The sequence below is a fragment of the Pseudonocardia sp. NPDC049635 genome (genome assembly GCF_040659795.1).
GTDB lineage: Bacteria > Actinomycetota > Actinomycetes > Mycobacteriales > Pseudonocardiaceae > Pseudonocardia.
Map to the genome: position 1 here is coordinate 150718 of NZ_JBFAON010000010.1, position 19348 is coordinate 170065.

At 74.5% G+C, this 19348-nt stretch carries 20 protein-coding genes; 7 read left to right on the forward strand and 13 right to left on the reverse strand.

Annotation, left to right across the window (positions count from 1 at the left end; translation table 11 throughout):
* From AB0J24_RS14940 to AB0J24_RS14950, 3 genes are all read left to right on the forward strand, one after another.
* Nucleotides 1–1332 carry an MFS transporter gene (locus AB0J24_RS14940; RefSeq protein WP_358680971.1) on the forward strand — a complete coding sequence of 444 codons (1332 nt, stop codon included), beginning with the start codon at nucleotides 1–3 and terminating at the stop codon, nucleotides 1330–1332.
* A gap of 323 nt (nucleotides 1333–1655) precedes the next feature.
* Nucleotides 1656–2525 carry a rhodanese-like domain-containing protein gene (locus AB0J24_RS14945; protein WP_358680973.1) on the forward strand — a complete coding sequence of 290 codons (870 nt, stop codon included), beginning with the start codon at nucleotides 1656–1658 and terminating at the stop codon, nucleotides 2523–2525.
* A 72-nt stretch (nucleotides 2526–2597) separates the two neighbouring features.
* Nucleotides 2598–2957, forward strand: a complete 360-nt coding sequence (locus AB0J24_RS14950) for a hypothetical protein (RefSeq protein ID WP_358680976.1) — start codon at nucleotides 2598–2600, stop codon at nucleotides 2955–2957.
* Between the two features lie 105 nt (nucleotides 2958–3062).
* Here the strand turns inward: AB0J24_RS14950 and hisB are convergent, their stop codons facing one another.
* Genes hisB through hisD form a run of 3 tightly spaced genes read right to left on the reverse strand, consistent with a single transcriptional unit; the run spans nucleotide 3063 to nucleotide 6105 of the window.
* Complete coding sequence (gene hisB / locus AB0J24_RS14955; protein WP_358680978.1) at nucleotides 3063–3662, reverse strand: imidazoleglycerol-phosphate dehydratase HisB; 600 nt, start codon at nucleotides 3660–3662, stop codon at nucleotides 3063–3065.
* Nucleotides 3659–4783 (reverse strand): histidinol-phosphate transaminase, encoded by a 1125-nt coding sequence (locus AB0J24_RS14960; protein ID WP_358680981.1) that lies wholly within the window; start codon nucleotides 4781–4783, stop codon nucleotides 3659–3661. Before AB0J24_RS14960 ends, hisB begins: the two co-directional genes overlap by 4 nt.
* Nucleotides 4780–6105: a histidinol dehydrogenase gene (hisD, locus tag AB0J24_RS14965; protein ID WP_358680984.1), complete on the reverse strand. Its 1326-nt coding sequence runs from the start codon at nucleotides 6103–6105 to the stop codon at nucleotides 4780–4782. Before hisD ends, AB0J24_RS14960 begins: the two co-directional genes overlap by 4 nt.
* Before the next feature lie 204 nt (nucleotides 6106–6309).
* Between hisD and AB0J24_RS14970 the strand changes: the two genes are divergently transcribed.
* Nucleotides 6310–6900 (forward strand): Uma2 family endonuclease, encoded by a 591-nt coding sequence (locus AB0J24_RS14970; RefSeq protein WP_358680987.1) that lies wholly within the window; start codon nucleotides 6310–6312, stop codon nucleotides 6898–6900.
* A gap of 121 nt (nucleotides 6901–7021) precedes the next feature.
* Nucleotides 7022–8239: a winged helix DNA-binding domain-containing protein gene (locus AB0J24_RS14975; protein ID WP_358681088.1), complete on the forward strand. Its 1218-nt coding sequence runs from the start codon at nucleotides 7022–7024 to the stop codon at nucleotides 8237–8239.
* Nucleotides 8240–8273: 34 nt separating this feature from the next.
* On the opposite strand, the gene nadC is transcribed toward AB0J24_RS14975, so the two are convergent.
* From nadC to nadA, 3 genes are read right to left on the reverse strand one after another with little or no spacing between them, the layout of a single operon-like run.
* Nucleotides 8274–9224 (reverse strand): carboxylating nicotinate-nucleotide diphosphorylase, encoded by a 951-nt coding sequence (nadC, locus tag AB0J24_RS14980; protein ID WP_358680990.1) that lies wholly within the window; start codon nucleotides 9222–9224, stop codon nucleotides 8274–8276.
* Nucleotides 9221–10807 (reverse strand): L-aspartate oxidase, encoded by a 1587-nt coding sequence (locus tag AB0J24_RS14985; RefSeq protein WP_358680993.1) that lies wholly within the window; start codon nucleotides 10805–10807, stop codon nucleotides 9221–9223. Before AB0J24_RS14985 ends, nadC begins: the two co-directional genes overlap by 4 nt.
* Nucleotides 10804–11802: a quinolinate synthase NadA gene (gene nadA, locus AB0J24_RS14990; RefSeq protein WP_358680995.1), complete on the reverse strand. Its 999-nt coding sequence runs from the start codon at nucleotides 11800–11802 to the stop codon at nucleotides 10804–10806. Before nadA ends, AB0J24_RS14985 begins: the two co-directional genes overlap by 4 nt.
* Before the next feature lie 165 nt (nucleotides 11803–11967).
* On the opposite strand from nadA, the gene AB0J24_RS14995 reads away from it, so the two are divergent.
* Nucleotides 11968–12696, forward strand: a complete 729-nt coding sequence (locus tag AB0J24_RS14995; protein ID WP_358680998.1) for an NUDIX domain-containing protein — start codon at nucleotides 11968–11970, stop codon at nucleotides 12694–12696.
* A gap of 4 nt (nucleotides 12697–12700) precedes the next feature.
* Nucleotides 12701–13384, forward strand: a complete 684-nt coding sequence (locus tag AB0J24_RS15000; RefSeq protein WP_358681001.1) for an LON peptidase substrate-binding domain-containing protein — start codon at nucleotides 12701–12703, stop codon at nucleotides 13382–13384.
* Here AB0J24_RS15000 and AB0J24_RS15005 read toward each other — a convergent pair.
* The 7 genes from AB0J24_RS15005 to trxA form a co-directional block, all read right to left on the reverse strand.
* Nucleotides 13377–15014 carry an ABC-F family ATP-binding cassette domain-containing protein gene (locus AB0J24_RS15005; protein ID WP_358681004.1) on the reverse strand — a complete coding sequence of 546 codons (1638 nt, stop codon included), beginning with the start codon at nucleotides 15012–15014 and terminating at the stop codon, nucleotides 13377–13379. The two genes, AB0J24_RS15000 and AB0J24_RS15005, sit on opposite strands and share 8 nt — an antisense overlap.
* 109 nt (nucleotides 15015–15123) lie before the next feature.
* Entirely contained in the window at nucleotides 15124–15666 is a 543-nt protein-coding gene (locus AB0J24_RS15010) for a type II toxin-antitoxin system PemK/MazF family toxin (RefSeq protein WP_358681006.1), read from the reverse strand.
* A gap of 49 nt (nucleotides 15667–15715) precedes the next feature.
* A complete protein-coding gene (locus AB0J24_RS15015) occupies nucleotides 15716–15934 on the reverse strand; it encodes a hypothetical protein (RefSeq protein ID WP_358681009.1) in 219 nt (72 codons plus the stop codon).
* Entirely contained in the window at nucleotides 15931–16938 is a 1008-nt protein-coding gene (gene bioB, locus AB0J24_RS15020; protein ID WP_358681012.1) for a biotin synthase BioB, read from the reverse strand. Before bioB ends, AB0J24_RS15015 begins: the two co-directional genes overlap by 4 nt.
* Nucleotides 16935–17648, reverse strand: a complete 714-nt coding sequence (bioD, locus tag AB0J24_RS15025; protein WP_358681015.1) for a dethiobiotin synthase — start codon at nucleotides 17646–17648, stop codon at nucleotides 16935–16937. The genes bioB and bioD overlap by 4 nt, the downstream gene beginning before the upstream one ends.
* Nucleotides 17645–18805: an 8-amino-7-oxononanoate synthase gene (locus tag AB0J24_RS15030; RefSeq protein ID WP_358681017.1), complete on the reverse strand. Its 1161-nt coding sequence runs from the start codon at nucleotides 18803–18805 to the stop codon at nucleotides 17645–17647. The genes bioD and AB0J24_RS15030 overlap by 4 nt, the downstream gene beginning before the upstream one ends.
* A gap of 83 nt (nucleotides 18806–18888) precedes the next feature.
* Nucleotides 18889–19284, reverse strand: a complete 396-nt coding sequence (gene trxA / locus AB0J24_RS15035; protein ID WP_358681019.1) for a thioredoxin — start codon at nucleotides 19282–19284, stop codon at nucleotides 18889–18891.
* Nucleotides 19285–19348: the final 64 nt, after the last annotated feature.

Genomic DNA, 19348 nt, shown 5'->3' on the forward strand with positions numbered 1-19348 from the left:
ATGACCGACGCCACGACGACACCGGGGTCGTCCCGGGCCGGCCTGACCCGCACCGCCACCCGGGCCAGGTGGGCGATCGCGGTGATGCTGTTCGTCACCGTCGTCATCAACTACATGGACCGTGCCAACCTCTCGATCGCGATGCCCGCGATCGCCGAGGAGCTGCAGCTCTCGCCCGCCCAGCAGGGTCTGCTGCTGTCGGCCTTCGGCTGGACCTACGCCGCCCTGCAGATCCCCGGTGGCTGGCTGATCGACCGGGTCCCGCCCCGGGTGCTGTACGCCGCCTGCCTGATCCTCTGGTCGCTGGCCACCCTGCTGATGGGAGTGGTCGGCGGTTTCGTCGCGCTGATCGCGCTGCGACTGCTGGTCGGGGTCTTCGAGGCGCCCGCCTACCCGATCAACAACCGGGTGGCGACGGCGTGGTTCCCGGAACGGGAGCGCGGCTCCGTCGTCGGCTTCTACACCTCGGGCCAGTTCATCGGCCTGGCGATGCTGACGCCGTTCCTGTCCTGGCTGCAGGCCGTGCTCACCTGGCACTGGGTGTTCATCGTGACCGGTCTGATCGGCATCGTGTGGGGCCTGGCGTGGTACGCCTGGTACCGGGAGCCGCGCGGTTCCCGGGCGAACGACGCCGAGCTGGAGCTCATCTCCTCCGGTGGCGGCCTGGTCGACCTGGAACGCGAGCGGCCCGAGCGGGCCCGGATCACCCGCGCCGACCTGTCGACCGTGCTCGGGCGCCGGAAGCTCTGGGGGATCTACCTGGGTCAGTTCTGCCTGACCTCGACCCTGTGGTTCTTCCTCACCTGGTTCCCCACCTACCTGGTGGACTACCGGGGGATGGACTACATCGAGTCGGGCTTCCTGGCCGCACTGCCGTTCGTCGCGGCCCTGGTGGGCGTGCTGTTCTCCGGGTTCCTGTCCGACGCCCTGCTCCGCCGCGGCCGATCGCTCGGGGTCGCCCGCAAGGGACCGATCGTGACCGGTCTGCTGCTCACCACCGCGATGATCGGCGCGAACTTCACCGACTCGACGGCCTGGGTGATCGTCTTCCTGTCGGTCGCCTTCTTCGGCAACGGGCTCGCGTCGATCACCTGGTCGCTGGTCTCCGCGCTGGCCCCAAAGCGGCTGATCGGACTGACCGGTGGGATGTTCAACTTCATCGGCAACCTGTCGTCGATCGCGACACCGATCGTCATCGGCCTGCTGGTGGACGGCGCGAGCTTCGCCCCGGCGTTCGTCTACATGACCGTGGTGACGCTGGCCGGCATCGTCTCCTACGTGGTGCTGGTCGGTTCGGTGGAACGGGTCGAGGAGAAGGCGGGCGTCTCCTGAACCGGAGTCGGTGACCGTCCGTGAACGCCGTCACGCGGGTTGGCGGGTGTTGCGCGGCAGGGCATAGCCTCGCCGTGTGGCCGTCCTCCAGCCTTCCCGCCGCGCGCCGCGGCGCGGCCGGTGCCGGCACCCGGGTCACACCCGGCGGCGCTGGGTCGACCTGATGCGTGTCCACGCCGGCTCCGCCTGTCCGCGCTGAGCCGGCACGCCGCGACCGCCGCGACCGCGCCGCCGGAGAACGTCCCCGCACACCATCAGCACCGGCCCGGTACCCGGCCACGCACCTGCGCGGACCGGCGGGCCGGCACACCGAAGGAGCACTCGTGACACCCGTCCTGCCCCCGCTCGTCTCCGCGGACGACCTCGCCGCTGCCGCCGGGCCCGACGTCCTCGTCGTCGATGCCACCACCCGCCTGACCAACACCGCCGAGGGTGAGCCCTACCAGGTCGAACCCGCCATCGACGATTTCCGCACCGCGCACATCCCGGGCGCGGTGTTCGCCGACATCCCCAACGCGTTCTCCGACCCGGGGGCACCGTTCTCGCTCGCCGTCCCGACCTCGGAGCAGTTCGCCGCCGCAGCCGGGGCGCTGGGCATCGGCGAAGGCACCCACGTCGTCGCCTACGACACCGCGGGCAACGCCTGGGCGACCCGGCTGTGGTGGCTGCTGCGCGCCTTCGGGCACGACGCGGTGTCCGTGCTCGACGGCGGTCTCGGTGCGTGGACGGCCGCCGGGCACCCGACCGAGTCCGGTGAGCCCGCGCCGACCGCGGCCACGTTCACCCCGCGCTGGCGGCCCGAGCTGCTCGCGACCACCGACGAGGTCCGTCGACTCAGCGCCGGCGGTGACGGCGTGCTGGTCAACGCCCTCGACCCGGCCACCTACCGGGGCGAACAGGAGATCAGCCCGTACTCCCGGCGCGGCCGGATCCCGGGCAGCGCCAACCTGCCGCTGTTCGAGCTGCTCGACCCGGCCACCGGGCGGTTCCTCGACCGCGACGCGCTGGCGGCGAAGCTGCAGGAGGCCGGCATCCTCGGTGCCGACCGGGCGGTGACCTACTGCGGCGGCGGGATCGCCGCGACGCTGCCCGCGTTCGCCGCGTACGTCGTCAGCGGGGCCGAGGTCGCCGTCTACGACGGGTCCCTGTCGGAGTGGACCGCCGACGCCGCACTCCCGGTCGAGACCGGCTGACCCGGCTGCCGGGCCCCGGTGTCGGTACCGCTACGGAGTCCGGCACCGGGGCGGGCCGGGACGATACGGGCCATGCCTGCCCGGCCGCCGCGATCACGGACCGTCCTGCTCGTCCTGGTGCTCCCGGCCGCCGTCGTGCTCGCCGGGCTGGTGGTGCTGTACGTGCTGAACCGGGAACAGCACTGGGAGGGCGAGTTCCCCGCCCGGGTCAGGTACGTCAACGGGACCGACGGAACCATGTCGGTACGCCTGTCCCCGCCCGGGCCCCCCGACGCCCTGTCGGCCGGCTTCGTCCGTTCCGACCGGATCGAGCTGATCCCCGGTGCTCGCTCGGGCGACCCGCTCGTCTGCCACATCCGGCAGACCTACGTCGTCAACAAGCACCTCGCGACCGGATCCGAGACCGAGCTGATCTCCTGCCGGCGCGCGTGACCGTCCGACGCCCCGACCGCGCTGGTCACTGCGGCGGGGGCAGTCTGGACAGCACGGCTTGCCAGAGGTCGGTGCCGTCGCCGTCGGGCACCCACCGATCGCCCGCTACAGCGCACCCTTGGTCGAGGGCACCCCGCTGACCCGCGGGTCGGACTCGGTCGCCGCCCGCAGCGCGCGGGCGACCGCCTTGAACTCCGCCTCGGTGATGTGGTGCGGGTCCCGGCCGTCCAGCACCCGCACGTGCAGGGCCAGGTGCCCGTGGAAGGCCAGCGACTCGAACACGTGCTTGTTCAGCACGGTCGGGTAGTGCCCGCCGACGACGAAGCCGCGCATCATCTCCGGCTCACCGGTGCACACCGTGTAGGGCCGCCCGGACACGTCGACGACGGCGTGCGCCAGTGCCTCGTCCATCGGGATCCAGGCGTCGCCGAAGCGGCGGATGCCCTTCTTGTCGCCCAGCGCCTGCCGGATCGCCTGGCCGAGCACGATCGCGACGTCCTCGACGGTGTGGTGGGAGTCGATCTCGACGTCGCCCTCGGCACGCACGGACAGGTCGAACGAGCCGTGCTTGCCGAAGGCGTCCAGCATGTGGTCGTAGAACGGCACCGTGGTGTCGATGTCGGTGGTCCCGGTGCCGTCGAGGTCGATCTCGACGACGATCGACGTCTCCTTGGTGACGCGCTCGACGCGTCCCACCCGTGTCATGTGAGCTCCTTGATGGCGAGGTCGCCTGCAACCTGCAGGAACACGTCGTTCTCCTCGGGGGTGCCGATCGTGACCCGCAGCCGCTCCGGGACACCGACGTCGCGGATCAGCACACCCTGGTCGAGGAAGGCCTTCCAGGCCCGCCCGGCGTCGGTGAACCGGCCGAACAGTACGAAGTTCGCATCCGACCCGACCACGTCGTAGCCGGCGGCGGCCAGCTCCGCCGAGACCCGGTCCCGCTCGGCGGCCAGCAACGCCACCGAGCCGAGGGTGGCACCGGCGTGCCGCAGCGCCGCCCGCGCCGAGGCCTGGGCCAGCACCGACAAGTGGTAGGGCAACCGGACCAGCTGGAGGGCGTCGACGACCGCCGGTGCCGCGGCGAGGTAGCCGAGCCGCCCACCGGCGAAGGCGAACGCCTTGCTCATGGTGCGGGAGACGACGAGCTTGTGCCCGTGCGTCGCCAGCAGCGTGGTGGCGCTGGGCCGCCCGGTGGCCTCGGCGAACTCGGCGTAGGCCTCGTCGACGATCACCAGCCCGGGCGCCGCGTCGACCAGCCGGGCCAGGTCGGCGGGAGCGATGGACTGCCCGGTCGGGTTGTTCGGGCTGGTGACGAACGTGATGTCGGGCGCCCGGTCCGCGAGCACCGCCGCCGCCCCGTCGACGTCGATCGAGAAGTCCGCCCGGCGCGGCACCGGGACGAACTCGGTCTGCGTGCCCGCGGAGATGATCGGGTGCATCGAGTAGCTGGGCACGAACCCGAGCGCGGTGCGCCCCGGCCCGCCGAAGGCCTGCAGGAGCTGCTGGAGGATCTCGTTCGACCCGTTCGCGGCCCACAGGTTCCGCTCGGTCAGCGCCACGCCGGTCTGCCGGGCCAGGTAGGCGGCGAGATCGGCGCGCAGGGCGAGGGCGTCGCGGTCGGGGTAGCGGTGCAGCTCGCGGGCCGCCTCCTCGCAGGCGGCGCCGACCTCGGCGACCAGCCCGGGGGGCGGCGGGTACGGGTTCTCGTTCGTGTTGAGCCGGACGGCGACGTCGAGCTGCGGCGCCCCGTAGGGGCTCTTGCCGCGCAGGTCGTCGCGCAGCGGCAGGTCGTCGAGCCGGACGCTCTCCCCCGGCGTACTCATGCGCCCCCCTCGAAACGGGCCGTGACGGCCTCACCGTGCGCGGGCAGGTCCTCCGCGTTCGCCAGGGTGACGACCCGGTCGGCGACCTCGCGCAGCGCGTCGGCCGTGTAATCGACGACGTGCACCCCGCGCAGGAACGTCGAGGTCGACAGGCCGCCGGAGTGCCGGGCGCAGCCACCGGTGGGCAGCACGTGGTTCGACCCGGCGCAGTAGTCGCCCAGCGACACCGGCGAGTAGGCGCCGACGAAGATCGCGCCGGCGTTGCGCACCCGGGCCGCGACCGCGGCCGCGTCGGCGGTCTGGATCTCCAGGTGCTCGGCGGCGTAGGCGTCGACCACGGCGATCCCGTCGTCGATCGAACGGACCAGGATGACGCCGGACTGCGCCCCGGTCAGCGCGGTGCGGACCCGCTCGGCATGCTTGGTCGCCGCGACCCGGGTCTCCAGCTCGGCCTCGACCAGGGCGAGGAGCTCCTCGGACGCGGTGACCAGCACGGATGCCGCGTTCGGGTCGTGCTCGGCCTGCGAGATCAGGTCGGCGGCGACGTGCCCGGCGTCGGCCGTCTCGTCGGCCAGGATCGCGATCTCGGTGGTGCCCGCCTCGGCGTCGATCCCCACCACGCCGCGCAGCATCCGCTTGGCCGCGGTGAGGTAGACGTTGCCCGGGCCGGTGACCATGTCGACGGGTTCCAGCTCGCCGCCGTCGGTGTCGGTGCCGCCGTGGGCGAGCAGTGCGACGGCCTGTGCCCCGCCGAGCGCCCACACCTCCTCGACGCCGAGCAGCGCGGCGGCGGCCAGGATCGTCGGGTGCGGCAGGCCGCCGAACTCGGCCTGCGGGGGTGACGCCACGACCAGCGACTCGACGCCCGCGGCCTGCGCCGGGACCACGTTCATGACCACGCTGGACGGGTAGACCGCCAGACCGCCGGGCGCGTAGAGCCCCACCCGGCGGACCGGGACGAACCGCTCGGTGACCGTGCCACCGGGGACCACCCCGGTCACCACGTCCGCTCTGCGCTGGTCGGTGTGCACCACCCGGGCCCGCTCGATCGCGGTCTCCAGCGCCTCGCGCACCGCGGGGTCGAGGTCGCGCAGCGCGCCGGCCAACGCGGACGCCGGGACCCGGACCGTCTCCGGGCGGACCCGGTCGAACCGCTCGGTGGCCTCCAGCGCGGCCTCGGCACCGCGCTCCCGCACGGCCTCGACCAGCGGCCGGACGGCGGCGAGCGCGCCGTCGACATCCAGCTCGGCGCGCGGCATCAGCCCGCGGAGTGCGGCGGGGCGGGGCAGCGCGTCGGATCGCAGGTCGAGACGGCGGAGCATGGTCCCCACGATACGGCGGGGGTCCGACAGCGACTCGACCCCGCCGCCCTCACCGCCGGGTCAACCACCGGCCGACGAGCTCGCGGAGCCACCGGGACCCCCGGAGTCCGTGGAGTCCGTGGAGTCCGTGCGAGCCGTCGGAACTGTCGTACCCCCGGCCGATGCTGCCACCATGGACCCCGACCCCCCGGAGGTGACCCGCCGATGGCCGCACCCGCCTACGATCCGCAACCGGACGCGCCCGAGCACTGGACCGAGGAGAGCTTCCTCCAGCTGCCCGACGACCGGCGTCGGATCGAGCTGGTCGACGGGGGACTCCTCGTGAGCCCGAGCCCGGGCAGCCCGCACCAGAAGCTGTCCTCCCGGCTCTGGTACCTGTTCGAGCGTGCCCGTGGTGACGACCTCGACGTGTTCGAGGCGGTCAACGTGCGGCTCGGCCCGGACCGGATCCTCATCCCGGATCTCGCGGTGGTCGACGCCGGGCCCGGCATCGACCCGGACGTGGTCGTCTGGGAGGCCCGCCACGTCCGGCTGGTCGTCGAGATCGACGGGGCGAACCGGCGGCGCACCGAGGACCAGGTGAAGCCTGCGCTGTACGCGGCCGCAGGGATCGGGCACCTGCTGCGGATCGACCTCACCGCGGCCGGGCCGGACGCCACCGGGTACACGCTGCACGACGGCCGCTGGGTCGAGACGGCCAGGGCCCGGCCCGGTGAGGAGCTCGTGCTCGACGCCCCGGTGCCGCTCACGGCGAACCTGTCGGCGTTGCTGGCCGCCCGCCGCCTGCCCGGCTGACGCGCCGACGCTGTCGGTGCCCCGTGGCATCGTCGGCGGACATGAGCACCGGCGATCACGAGCCCCGGCGACCGCGAGGATCGACGGCCGCGACCGTCGGCGACCGTGAACACCGGTGACCATGAAAGTCGCTGAGCACGTCCGGCACGTCAGCGATGCCGAGCGCCGGGCCCGGCTGACCCTCCGGCACCGGCTGGCGCCGCACTCCCGCACCGACGACGTCGTCGCCGTCGCCGACGATCTGGTCGCGTTGCACTCCACCGACCCGGTCACCGTCTACCTCTCGGCAGCGGTGCGGATGCGCTCCCCCGCACTCGATGCGGTCTCGACCGCGCTGTACGACGAGCGCACCCTGCTGCGCCACCACGCGATGCGCCGCACGCTGTGGGTGTTCGGCCGCCGGCACGCCGCGCTCGCCCATCACGCCGCCACCCTCGACGTCGCCGCCGTGCAGCGGCGCGACCTGATGAACCAGCTCGGGGCCGCCGGGATCGCCGATCCGGCCGCCTGGTTCGACGAGGCCGCCCGGGCCGTGCTCGATCTGCTGGCGCAGCGCGGGCCGACCACGGCCCGGGACATCGGCACCGCGCTGCCGCAGCTGTCCGGGACGGTGCTGCCGATCGGCCCGGGCAGCTACCCGGCGCACTCCAGGGTGCTGCTGGTCCTCGGGTTCGAGGGCCGGGTGCTGCGGGCCCGTCCGACCGGCACCTGGATCAACGGGCAGTACCGGTGGGCCGCCGCCGGGGACTGGCTGCCCGGTGCGCTGGGCGGGCCGCTCGACCGGCGCACCGCTGCGGCCGGGCTGGCGCGTGCGTACCTGCACGCGTTCGGCCCGGCGACCCGCGACGACCTGCGCTGGTGGGCGGGCTGGACGGTCGCGACCACGAAGGCCGCCCTGGCCGACGTCGGTGCCGTCACCGTGTCGCTCGACGGCGGCGGCACCGGTTACCTGCTCCCCGACGACGCCGACCCGGTCGGCGACCCGGGGCCGTCGGTGGCGCTGCTGCCCGGCCTGGACCCGACGACCATGGGCTGGAAGGCCCGCGACTGGTACCTCGAACCGGCCGCGGCCCGGCTGCTGTTCGACCGCAACGGCAACGGTGGCCCGGCGATCTGGGTGGACGGACGGATCGTCGGGAGCTGGGTGCAGCGCCCGGACGGCACGATCGCCACCCGGATCTGCGTCGATCCCGGCCCGGGCACCGCGGCGCTCGCCGGGATCGAGGCCGCCGCGACGCGGATCCGGGAACTGCTCGGTGACGTCCGGTTCTCGGTCCGCTATCCGGCGCCGGTCCAACCACAGCTGCTCGGCGGGGCGGAGCCGGCGCCGGGCCGGTGACCGGCCGGGCGGCTCGCGCGCCGGCCGACACCGCTCATACCGGGCCGAGATCCAGCCCGATGTCCAGCGCGGTCACCGAGTGGGTCAGCGCCCCCACGGCGAGGAAGTCGACACCGGTCTCGGCGTACTCCCGCGCGTTCGCCAGGGCCAGCCCGCCGGAGGACTCCAGCAGCGTGCGGTGCCCGGACGCGGCCGCGGCGGCGTCCCGGAGGCGGACGGCGGTCGCGGTGTCGGCCACCGTGAAGTTGTCCAGCAGGACCAGCTCGGCCGCCAGGCCGAGGACCTCGTCGAGCTGCTCCAACGAGTCGACCTCCACCTCGCACGGCAGGTCCGGGGCGGCGCTGCGGGCCGCGGTGAGCGCCGCTCCCACCGACCCGGCAGCGGCGACGTGGTTGTCCTTGATCAGGACGGCGTCACCCAGCCCGAGCCGGTGGTTGGTCCCACCACCGCAGCGGACGGCGTACTTCTCCAGCAGCCGCAGCCCGGGCAGCGTCTTGCGGGTGTCCCGGATCCGGGCGCCGGTGCCCGCGACGGCGTCCACCCAGGCCCGGGTGGCGGTCGCGATCCCGGACAGGTGGCACAGCAGGTTCAGCGCGGTCCGTTCCGCGGTGAGCAGCCCCTGCACCGGTCCGTGCACGACCAGCGCCGGTGTCCCCGCCACCAGCCGGTCGCCGTCGGCGGCGGTGGAGACGACCGAGTAGCCGACCTCGTACTGCACCTGACCGGTGCCGGGTCCCGCGCCGTCACCGAGCACGGCGCGCAGCACCGCGTGCACCGCGGGGAGCCCGGCGAGGACACCGTCCGTGCGCGGCGTGAACGCGGCGTCGGCCATGGCGTCGGGCCCGACCGTGGCCCTGGTCGTCGCGTCCGGCCCGTAGCGCAGGTCCTCGGCGAGCGCGGTGCGCACCACCCGGTCGAGATCGTCCGGATCGGGGACGCCGATCTCGGCGTTCCCACCCACCCCGGCCGCGATCCGGGCCGTCACGCCACACCGACCAGCGTGCCGGTGACGACCACCGGCCGGCCGGAGCCGTCCAGCCGGATCGGCAGCGAGACCCGCTGGTGGACGTCGTCGCGGTCCGGGAAGTCGGTGCGCACGTGACATCCGCGGGTCTCCCGCCGGGTGCCCGCCGCGGCGAGCAGGGCCTGGGCGAGCAGGGTCAGCGCGGCGTCCTCGACACCGGCACGCCCGACCGGGGCCGCGGTGACGGTGACCGCCTCGATCGCGTCGGACGCGGTCGCCAGGCCGGTCGCGTCCCGGCCGATCCCGGCGCACGCGCTCATCGCGCGCTGCACCACCGTCCGGTCGGCCACCGGCAGTGCGGGGGCGGGCTCGACCGGTTCGGACAGCGCGGTGAGGCCGCGGTCGGCGAGCACCGCCCGGACCGCGCGTTCGCCGACCACGAGGCCTTCCAGCAAGGAGTTCGACGCCAGCCGGTTGGCGCCGTGCAGCCCGGTCCGGGCCACCTCGCCCGCCGCGTACAGCCCGGGCACACCGGTCCGGCCGTCGGTGTCGGCGAGTACGCCGCCGCAGGCGTAGTGCGCGGCCGGGGTGACCGGGATCGGCTCGGTCGCCGGGTCGATCCCGACCGCCGTGCAGGAGGCGTGCACGGTCGGGAACCGGTGGGCGAACCCGTCCAGCCCGGTCGCGTCCAGGTAGACGCAGTCGGTGCCGGTCTCGGCCATCCGCCGGGTGATCGCGGCGGCGACGACGTCGCGTGGGGCGAGGTCGGCGCGCTCGTGCACCGCGGCCATGAAGGCATGACCGGTCCGGTCCCGCAGCACCGCACCCTCACCGCGGACGGCCTCTGTGACCAGCGGCCGCCTGCCCGCGGTGTCCGATCCGGGGCCGGACCACAGCACCGTCGGGTGGAACTGCACGAACTCCAGGTCCGACGCGGTCGCCCCGGCCCGCAGGGCGAGCGCGACACCGTCACCGGTGGCGGTCGCCGGGTTCGTGGTGGAGGCGTAGAGCTGGCCGTAGCCGCCGGAGGCCAGCAGCACCGCGGGGGCGCGCAGCATCCCGGCACGCCCCTCCCCGTCCAGCACCGACAGGCCGACGACCCGGCCGGTGGCGTCGCGCAGCGCGTCGACCGCGATGTGCCCGTCGAGCACGGTCAACCCCTCGCAGCGGGCGGCCCGGACCAGCGCGCGTTCGATCTCCGCACCGGTCGCGTCACCGCCGGCGTGCACCACGCGCAGCGCGGAGTGGCCGCCTTCGCGGGTGCGTTCCAGGCGGCCGCCGCGGGCGTCGAACAGGGCGCCGCGCTCGCGGAGCCTGCGCACCGCGGCCGGGCCACCCCGGACGACGGTCTCCACCGCGGCGCGGTCGTTGAGCCCGCCGCCCGCGGCGAGCGTGTCCGCGACGTGTGCCTCGATGCTGTCGCCCACGATGTCGCCGAGCACCACGGCGACGCCGCCCTGGGCCCAGCGGGTGGAGCCCTCGCCGATCCCGTCCTTGGTGACGACGACGGTGCGCAGCCCGGCGGCGGCCGCGTCCAGGGCGGCGGTCAGCCCGGCCACCCCGGAGCCGACGACGACCAGGTCGGCGCCGGCCTCCCAGGTCACTCCCCACCCCCCGGCGATCCGATCTCGATCATGCGCTGGACCGCGGCCCGGCCGCGCGCGGCGAGATCGGGGTCCACGTGCACCTCGTCGGTGCCGTGCCGCACCGATCGCAGCAGCGCCTCCGGCGTGATCATCTTCATGTACGTGCAGGACGCCCGGTCGTTGACCGCCCGGAAATCGATCTCCGGTGCGGCCCGGCGGAGCTGGTGCAGCATGCCGACCTCGGTCGCCACCAGCACCTCCTTCGCACCGGTCGCACGGGCGGCGTCGATCATGCCGCCGGTGGAGAGGATCTTGACCTGGCTCTCCGGCACCGCGCCGGTACCCGCCAGGTACAGCGCCGAGGTCGCGCAACCGCACTCCGGGTGCACGAACAGGTCGGCCTCGGGGTGCGCGCTCGCCTGATCGGCGAGCTGGCGACCGTTGATACCGGCGTGCACGTGGCACTCACCGGCCCACACGTGCATGTTCTCCCGGTCGAGCACCCGGCGCACGTGCGCGCCGAGGAACTGGTCGGGCAGGAACAGCACCTCGCGGTCGCGCGGGATCGAGTCGACGACCTCCACCGCGTTCGACGAGGTGCAGCACACGTCGGTCTCGGCCTTCACCGCAGCGGTCGTGTTCACGTAGGAGACGACGACGGCGCCGGGGTGCTCGGCCTTCCACTCCCGCAGCTGTTCGGCGGTGATCGAGTCGGCGAGCGAGCAGCCGGCCCGCGCGTCGGGGATCAGCACGGTCTTGTCCGGCGCGAGGATCTTCGCGGTCTCGGCCATGAAGTGCACGCCGCAGAACACGATCGTCGACGCGTCCGCCTCGGCCGCGATCCGGGACAGCGCGAGCGAGTCCCCCACGTGGTCGGCGATGTCCTGGATCTCGGGCAGCTGGTAGTTGTGCGCCAGCAGCACGGCGTCCCGCTCGCGGGCCAGCGTGCGGACCTCGTCGGCCCAGGCCGGGTCGACCGCCGTCGATCCCGGCGCCGTCAGCGTTCCGGTCATCTCGCCCTCCCGGGCCGGTCAGGTTTTCGCCTATTGAGCGGAAACTAGCCGGATCGTAGCACCGGCCCGGCCGCCCGAGCACCCACGGCGTGACCGGGACCTCACCTTGTGGCTACCCGGTCGTCACCCGCCCGTGCTTCCCGCAACGCCCCCTAGGCTCATCCCGTGACCTCCCCGCCCGCCCTGCACGAGGTCCTCGCCGCCGTGCTCGGCATCCGGGACGGCAGGTTGCGGGTACTGCTGTGGCAGCGCGCGCTGGAACCCGACGCCGGCCGGTGGTCGTTGCCCGGTGGTCGGTTGGCCGCCGACGAGGACGTCGAGACCTCGGTCCGCCGGCAGCTCGCCGAGAAGGTCGACGTCCGCGAGGTCGCGCACGTCGAGCAGCTGTCGGTCTTCTCCGATCCGCACCGCACCCCCGGCCCCCGCAGGATCGCGACCGCCTTCCTGGGCCTGGTGCCCTCCGACGCCGACCCCGAGCTGCCCGACGACACCGCCTGGCACGAGATCGACGCGCTCCCGGCGACCGCGTTCGATCACGCCGGCATCGTCGACTCCGCCCGGGAACGGCTGCGCGCCAAACTGTCCTATACGAACCTGGGGTTCGCCATCGCGCCCGCCGCGTTCACCATCTCGGCGCTGCGCGAGCACTATGTCGCCGCGCTCGGCCACCCGGTGTCGGCGACCAACCTGCAACGCGTCCTGACCCGGCGCGACCTGCTCGAGCCCACCGGTGACACGGTCCCGCCGGGACGGGCCGGTGGACGCCCGGCCGCGCTGTTCCGGTTCACCGACCGGTCGCTGCGGATCACCGACGCCTTCGCCGTGCTCCGCCCGCCCGCCCGCGGTGGGGCCGACCGGCGGTCGGGCGGGCCGACCGGAGCCGTATTACCGTGAAGCGGTGGCCGCGACGATCCCGCTGTTCCCGCTGGGAACGGTGCTGATGCCCGGCGCGGCGCTCCCGTTGCACATCTTCGAGCCCCGCTACCGGCAGCTCACCGTCGATCTCATCACCGGCACGGTGCCGGACAACGAGTTCGGCGTCGTCGCGGTGCGCGAGGGCCACTCCCCCGACCGGTCCGGCGCGGCCGGGATGCACCAGGTCGGTTGCACCGCCGTGCTGCTCGACGCGCGCCGGCTGCCCGACGGGCGCTACGACATCGTCACCCGCGGCGGGCGCCGGTTCCGGCTGCTCGACGTCGACCGGGACAGCCGGTCGTACATGTGCGGGACCGTCGAGTTCCTGCCCGACCGGACACCCACCGGCGGGACCGACCCACGCCTGGTGACGATGCTGGAGCAGGCCGCGCGGGCGGCGCACCGCAGCTACTGCAGTACCGCCTGGCGGACCGGCGACTGGTCCGAGCCGGGCGGTGACACCCCCACCGCCGAACTCGCCCACCTGCTCGCCGAGGACTGCCTGCTCCCGCTCACCGACCGGCAGGACCTGCTGGAACAGACCGACCCGGTGCAGCGGTTGCGCGAGGTGCGCCGGCTGCTCGCCCGGGAACGCGGGTTGCTGGACCGGCTCCGGGCCGTCCCGGCGCCGCACGGGACGTTCGCCGACGAGCACAGCCTCAACTAGCGCCCGGCGACAGTTCCAGCACCGGCCCGTCCCACCGGCGGCGCAGCCAACGGTCGTGCGAGGTGACCAGCACCGTCCCCGGTGCCGTGCCGAGCGCCTCCTCCAGCTCGCCGGCCAGCCGCAGCGAGATGTGGTTGGTCGGCTCGTCGAGCAGCAGCAGGTCCGGCGCGCCGGCGATCGCCACCGCCAGCGCCAACCGGCGCCGCTGGCCCAGGCTCAGCTCGCCGACCCGGGTACCGTGCTCCCGAGGATGGAGCAGACCGAGCTCGCGCAGCGGCACCCGCTCGGCGAGCTCCGGTCCCAGCAGCGCGACGTAGGCGTCGGCGGCGGTGCGCTCCGGTGGTCCGACCTGCGGGTCCTGGGCGAGCAGCCCGACCCGCCGCGCGCGCACCTGCACCGACCCCGACGACGGCGCGAGGGCCCCGTTCAGCACCGCCAGCAGCGTGGACTTCCCCGACCCGTTCGGGCCGGTGACCAGCAACCCCGACCCGGCGGCCAGGTCCAGCCGATCGAGCCGCAGCCGATGCGCGACGACCAGGTGGCGGACCTGCACGGCGAGCCCGCCCACCGCGTCGCCGGTCAGCCGGCCGGTGAAGCGCAACGGCCGCGGTGGTTTCGGCAGCGCCTCCCGCTCGGCGATCTCCAGGCGGCGCTGCGCGTCGTGCACCCGGCGGGCCCGGGTGCGCTCCACGCCTGCGCCCTTGAACGCGTGGATGAACCTGTCGTTGTCCCGCGGACCGCGGCCGGGGGCGATCGCCGACAGCGAGGCCCGGGCACGCTCGCGGAGCCGCCCGATCTCCTCCTGCTGGGCGGCGAACACCTCCTCCCAGCGCTGCCGGCTCGCGGCCTGCGCATCCAGGTACTCGGTGAACGACCCGCCGAACAGACGGCCTCCGTCACCGTCGGTGCCGAGCGCGCCGGCGTCGAGATCGAGCAACCCGGTGCAGACCCGGTCCAGGAACGTGCGGTCGTGGCTCGCCGCGACGACCACCCCCGGCAGCTCGGTGAGCGAGCGTTCCAGCAGGTCGAGCGCGCCGTCGTCGAGATGGTTGGTGGGCTCGTCGAGCAGCAGGCAGGCCGGGCGGCGGACCAGTGCCGCCGCCATCGCGAGCCGGGTGCGCTGCCCCCCGGACAGCGTCCCGACCGGACGGTCACGATCCAGGCCGGCGACGCCGAGTGCGCCCGCGGTGACCTCGGCGCGCCGGTCGGCGTCCCACGCGTCGTGGGCGATCGCCCAGGCGAGCGTCCGGTCGTAGTCGGCGGCGACGGACGGGTCCTCGGTCAGCGCGGTGGCGAACCGCTCCAGCGCGGACACCGCGTCGTGCAGCGGGCGCAACGCGTCGTCGAGCAGGTCGCCGACGGTGCTGCCGGCGTCGAGCACCGGTTCCTGCGGCAGGTACACCAGATCGGCCGGTGCCCGGACCTGCCCGGCGTCCGGTCGTTCGACACCGGCGAGCAGGCGAAGCAGCGTGGACTTGCCCGCACCGTTCTCCCCGATCAACCCGAGCCGGGTGCCGGGTGCGGCCGTGAGGTCGACACCGTCGAGCACCGGTGGACGACCGGCCCGGGTGGCGTAGGAGTGGACCAGGCCGCGCGCGATGAGGGCCTGGGGATCGGGAGCAGAGGACACGACGACGTCTCCGGGGGAACGGAGGACGACCGGCGGGGGCGATGATGCCGCGAACCGCGGTCGGGGACGTCGTCAGAGCTCCATGATGCCGTCGACCCTACACCCGGTGTCAGCGCCAGCCGTAGCGCGACCGCAGCTCCGTGGCGACCCGGTCGAACCGGCTGCGGTCGAGCACCGCACCCTCGCGCCGGATGCCGTGCTCGTCGATCTCCAGCACCCGGTCGAGCCGGATGAAGGACTCGCGGCCCTCACGGTCCCAGGCCCCGGAACCGATCGAGACCCAGTCCGGGTCACCGGACCGCCGGTCCTGGCTGGACAGCATCAGGGCGAGCAGGTCCGCGCCGGACCGCCCGACGACCAGCAGCGGGCGGTCCTTGCCCCGGTTCGGGTCCTCCTCGTAGGGAACCCAGGTCCAGACGATCTCGCCCGGGTCGGCAGCGCCGTCCGGCTCCGGCGCGTAGACGATCTGCCGGGCCCGCTCACCGGTCGGCGCGGCACGGACCCGGCCCGGCGCGGCCGGCGCGGAGCGGCCGTCCTGTCTCGGTCGGTGCTGCTCGCGCTGCTGCTCCGGTCGCTGCTTCTGGGAGTCCTGCAGCAGCCGGAACGCCATGTCGGCTGCCTTGCGCAGCAGCGGGCCCCACTTCGTCGCCATGGCGACCAGCCTGCCGTACCGGGCGGTGGGCCCGGCGCCGGGCGCGCCGTCAGGCGCTGATCTCACCGTGCCGCGAGCAGCGGGCGCTCCAGCCGACCGGGTCGACCTGCACCACCATCCGCCGCGCGCAGGTCGGGCAGAACCGCGGTGGCTCCAGCTCGCGACGCGCGGCACAGCGCGGGTGCGACGGCGCGGCCGCCGGCTCCCCGCACTGGTCGCAGTACGGCCCGCCCGCCTCCCGTGGGTGGGCCGTGGCCGCCGCGCTCACAGCGTCTCGTTCAGGGCCTTGATCGGCATCTCCAGCTCGCCGAGCAGGTCGATGTCGGACTCGGCCGGGCGCCCCAGCGTCGTCAGGTAGTTGCCGACGATCACCGCGTTGATCCCGCCGAGCAGACCCTTGCGGGCACCGAGGTCGCCGAGCGTGATCTCCCGGCCACCGGCGAAGCGCAGGATCGTGCGTGGCAGCGCGAGCCGGAACGCGGCCACGGTGCGCAGCGCGTCCGGCCCGGACATCGGCTCCAGGTCGCCGAACGGCGTGCCCGGGCGCGGGTTGAGGAAGTTCAGCGGCACCTCGTCGGGCTCCAGCTCGGCCAGCTGCCCGGCGAACTCGGCGCGCTGGTCCAGGGTCTCCCCCATCCCGACGATGCCGCCGCAGCAGACCTCCATCCCGGCTGCCCGCACCATGCGCAGAGTCTCCCAGCGCTCCTCCCAGGTGTGCGTGGTGACGACGTTCGGGAAGTGCGAGCGGGCGGTCTCCAGGTTGTGGTTGTAGCGGTGCACGCCCATCTCGGCGAGCCGGTCGACCTGGTCCTGCGTGAGCATGCCCAGCGAGCAGGCGATGTTGATGTCGAGCTCGTCGCGGATCGCCTGGACCCCGGCCGCGACCTGCGCCATCAGCCGCTCGTCCGGCCCGCGGACCGCCGCGACGATGCAGAACTCGGTGGCGCCGGTCTTCGCGGTCTGCTTGGCCGCCTCGACCAGCATCGGGATGTCCAGCCACGCGGAGCGGACCGGCGAGGCGAACAGCCCGGACTGGGAGCAGAAGTGGCAGTCCTCCGGGCACCCGCCGGTCTTCAGCGAGATGATGCCCTCGACCTCGACGTCCGGCCCGCACCAGCGCATCCGCACCGCGTGGGCCAGTTCCAGCAGGTCGTCGAGCCTCTCGTCGGGCAGGTCCAGCATCTCGCGCACCTGGGCCGGGGTCAGCCCGATCCCCTGCTCGAGGACCTGGGCGCGCGCGGCGGTGAGAACGTCGGTCCGGGCGGTCGTCATGATCCGGCATCCTGCCAGCGCCGCAGCGGTGACGGGCCCAGTGTGTGACACGCAACGATCCCGAACCGCTCCGGCGGTGCCGCGCCGAGACCCGCGGGCAGGGCTCCGAGCAGCGGCACCCCGGTCGCCGCCGGGAGATCGGCGAGATTGCACTGCGCGGCCAGGTCGGGTGTGTCCGGCCACGCCCCGACGACGACACCGGCGCAGGCCAGACCGCGCGCGTGCAGCGCCTCGACGGTCAGGGCGGTGTGGTTGAGCGTGCCGAGACCCGCCGCGGCGACGACGACGACCGGGGCACCGAGCAGGCCGGCGACGTCGGCGAGGGTGCCGCCGTCGTCGTCGAACCGGACGAGCAGCCCGCCCGCCCCCTCGACCAGTACCAGTTCGTGGTCACCGGCCAGCTCGCGGGCGGCGGCGGCCGCGTCGTGCGGTGTCACCGGCGCCCGGCCGACCCGCCGGGCCGCCGTCGCCGGGGCCAGCGGGTCCGGGTAGCGGGCCAGTTCACGAACGGTGACCCCCGGAACCAGGGCGGCGACGGTGTCGGCGTCGCCCGGATCGCCCGGTCCGACACCGGTCTGGGCGGGCTTCAGCACCGCAGTCCGCACGCCGCCGGCGAGCGCGACCGCGGCCAGCGCAGCCGTCACGACCGTCTTGCCGACATCGGTCCCGGTACCGGTGACGACGACGATCCCGCCCGGCCGGTCGCTCACCGGTCGCTCCCGGCGCGGACCCCGTCGAGCACCTCGGTCAGCGCCGACGCGGCCCGCCGCAGGTCGGCCTCGGGCAGCCCGGCCCGCGCGGTGAGCCGCAGCCGGGAGGTCCCCGGCGGCACCGACGGCGGCCGGAAGCACCCGACGTGCACGCCCCTGGCGAGGCAGGCCGCGGCCGCGGCGACGGCGGGCCCCGGTTCGCCGAGCACCACCGGCACCACCGCCGAGACCGGCACCGGCGCACCGGTGGCCGACGCGAGCACCCCGGCCACCCGCAGCACCTCCCCGGCCCGTTCCGGCTCCGCGGCCAGCACCCGCAGGGCGGCGAGCGCGGAACCGGTCGCCGCGGGGGCCAGGCCGGTGTCGAAGATGAACGACCGCGCCGAGTCGATCAGGTGCGCGATCACCGCGGGCGGTCCGAGCACCGCGCCACCCTGGCTGCCCAGCGCCTTGGACAGCGTGACGGTGGCGACGACGTCGTCCTGACCGGCCAGGCCGGTCTCGGCGAGCAGGCCGCGCCCGCCCGGGCCGCGCACCCCCAGGCCGTGCGCCTCGTCGGCCAGCAGCACCGCGCGGTGCTCCCGGCAGACCCGGTGCAGCGCCCGCAGCGGAGCGAGGTCCCCGTCGGCGGACCCGACGGTGTCGGTCACCACGAGCGCACGCTCCTCGGTGCGCCCGGCGAGCGCGCGGTCGACGGCGGCCGGATCGGCGTGCGGGACGACCACCACCCGCGCCCTGGACAGCCGGCAGGCGTCCACCAGCGACGCGTGCGACGCCGCGTCCGAGACGATCAGCGCGCCGGGGCCGGTCAGCGCGGTGACGACGCCGAGGTTCGCCGCGTAGCCGGAGGAGAAGACGAGCGCGCCGGCGAACCCGCAGAACCCGGCGAGTTCGGTCTCCAGGTCCCGGTGCAGCGTGGTGGCACCGGTGACCAGCCGCGAACCGGTGGCGCCCGCCCCCCACACCCGTAGTGCCTCGATCCCGCCCGCGATCACCCGTGGGTCGCAGGACAGCCCGAGGTAGTCGTTGCCCGCGAGATCGATCGGCGTGTCCGCACCGGACGGCGGGCGGGGGCGCAGGCTGCGGCGCAGTCCGGCCTCGGTGCGGGCCGCGGCGTGCTCGTCGAGCCAGGCCAGCGGATGCGGGGGGTGGATCACGCCCCGGAGCCTAGGCAACACGCCCGGGACGTCGAACGGCCCCGCACACACCGGGGTGTGCGGGGCCGGGTCGGCGGCAGGTATCAGACCTGCGGGGCGGCGCCCCCGCCCGCCTGCTTCTCCTGCTCGGCGACGGCGGCCCGGACCTCGTCCATGTCGACGGCCTTCACCTGGCCGATCAGGTCCTCCAGCGCCTCGGCCGGCAGCGCACCGGGCTCGGAGTAGAGGACGACACCGTCGCGGACGGCCATCACGGTCGGGATCGAGGAGATCCCGAACGCCCCGGCCAGCTCCTGCTGCGCCTCGGTGTCGACCTTGCCGAAGGTGACGTCCTGGTGGTTGTCGGACGCGGCGTCGTAGACGGGTGCGAACTGCTTGCACGGACCGCACCAGGACGCCCAGAAGTCGATCAGGACGGTCGCCCCGGGCGCGCCCACGACGTCGTTGAAGTTGTCGGTGGTCAGTTCCACGGTGGCCATGCCCGGTTCCAACGAACCGATGCGGCCCGATGTTCCCGGCGCGGACCCCCGATCGGGTCCGCGC